Source organism: Bifidobacterium sp. UBA6881, from assembly GCA_002451435.1.
In the GTDB taxonomy this organism is placed as follows: domain Bacteria; phylum Actinomycetota; class Actinomycetes; order Actinomycetales; family Bifidobacteriaceae; genus Bifidobacterium.
Window position 1 is genome coordinate 1 of sequence record DKCF01000045.1, and the last position, 1,719, is coordinate 1,719.

2 protein-coding genes are annotated in these 1,719 nt (G+C 54.5%); both read right to left on the reverse strand.

Going from position 1 to position 1,719, the window contains the following annotated elements; all coding sequences use genetic code 11:
* Window positions 1–136 precede the first annotated feature (136 nt).
* On the reverse strand, window positions 137–781 hold the full coding sequence (locus B3C64_RS03790) for an ABC transporter ATP-binding protein (RefSeq protein ID WP_291533842.1): 645 nt from the start codon (window positions 779–781) through the stop codon (window positions 137–139).
* Between the two features lie 60 nt (window positions 782–841).
* Window positions 842–1,719: hypothetical protein (locus tag B3C64_RS03795; RefSeq protein ID WP_291533844.1), on the reverse strand; the 878-nt coding region annotated here is incomplete at its 5' end.

Here is a 1,719-nt window from a genome sequence, read left to right on the forward strand (position 1 = left end):
CCAGCCAGTGGAAGAATTGGCCTTCTAATCGCCAATTCCGCCATCGATGGCACCACTCATCGACTTCCGCATTCGCCAAGCCCCACCCCATCGAGTCGACATTTCCAACCACATGCCCACCAAACCGGCACTCCCATCACGCACATCCATCAAGACGGATTTTCCGGTCGCACATATCCACCAAAGCGGCATCATGCGTCGAGACGACCACACAGGCGCCTCTCGCTGCTGCCTGTCGCAGAAGCCCAATCACGATTTCCCGATTGGCCTCATCCAACGACGCCGTGGGCTCGTCCACAAAAATGTAGGCGGAACGCCGCCATAACGCCCTCACCAAAGCGACACGCTGCTTCTCGCCGCCCGACAGCACCGCCGCCGAATCATTCAGCCTGCCCGACATACCGGTTTCGGACAGCAGTCGCGAAAGCCTTTCGGGCAGTCTGTTCCGCCTGGGATTGTATCGCTTGTGTTTGAAGGTCAGATTGTAGAACACGGTTTCCTCGTCGATCATTCCGTAATCCTGATAGACGAATGACGCAGCGCCCTTCCAAAACGCTCGGCGCTGGCGGTCCGTCCACCGCAAGGTGCTTTCGCCATTGACGATGACATCGCCTTCCGAGGGCTTCATCAGCAACGACATGACGCCAAGCAACGTCGTCTTGCCACTGCCGGACGGGCCGGTAAGCGCAATCATCATGCCACCGTCGACCTGAGCGTTGATATGGCGGAAAATGGTATTTCCCTGAATCACGCACGCGACATCATCAAGTTCGATAGTCATGGCAAACTCCTCCATCCATGTAATTTCGTTTCATTCCTCAGCCGATGTCCAACAAGCCATCTAAGCCGTCCGTTGCACGACCTCGGCAAAGCATCGCCGCGCCGCCGACAGCAGCGACGCGAACTCGACGACCGCACACGCCAGGCACAGCAACAACATCAGCAATGAAGTATTCCCGGACAGCAGCTGTTGCTGCCCGACGCACCACCAAGCAGCCAGCAATGCGGCAAGCAACAGCCCCAATTGCGATATGAAGTAAGACAGCACGATACGCGAATAGGAAGCTCCCGACGTATGACGGATAAACAGCATCCTCCGCTTCTCGTATATCCAGAGAACCGCGTCCTGCATCATGCAGAAAAACGTCTCGGACAAGATGATGACCACGAAGCAAAGATTCAGATTGCGCTGCTGAATATCAAGACGGTACTGGTACATCGCATCATCGGCCACACGGCTTACGGAAGTGATGTATGGCGCCATCGCCGATTCCCTGGCGGTCTCGTTCACGGAATCGGCACTGGCGAACTGTATGTTCGTCGAAGACATCGCCGGATACAGAAAGCTGTTCAGACTGAACATCGCGCTGGCGTCGTCGGTAAGGATTATCAGCGGATTACGCGATGATGAGAACATCCCGGACTGGGCGTTGTATTCCAAGGACGGAAATGTCTCGTCGCCTTTCCATTCATAGAGGCAATCCTCCATTTTTATTGGGGATTGCTTGTTCACCCATATTCCGTCGTAATCCTTCAATGATTTCGCAAGGATGCTCGGGATACGGGCCGATGCTGTTTTCTTCAAGCTGTTCCTGGAGATATGCATCAGTTTCAGAAATGATGTATTGACGATGACGACATCATCGTAAGGTGCTATCTGTTGCAACGTTTCGCGTTTCGTTGGAGCGTTTCCATTACTGCCATAGACCAGCGCCGGAG

What these genes read in the sequence shown, in the direction of transcription:
- B3C64_RS03790 (WP_291533842.1), bottom strand. Translation starts at nt 781, where the DNA reads ATGACTATCGAACTTGATGATGTCGCGTGCGTGATTCAGGGAAATACC.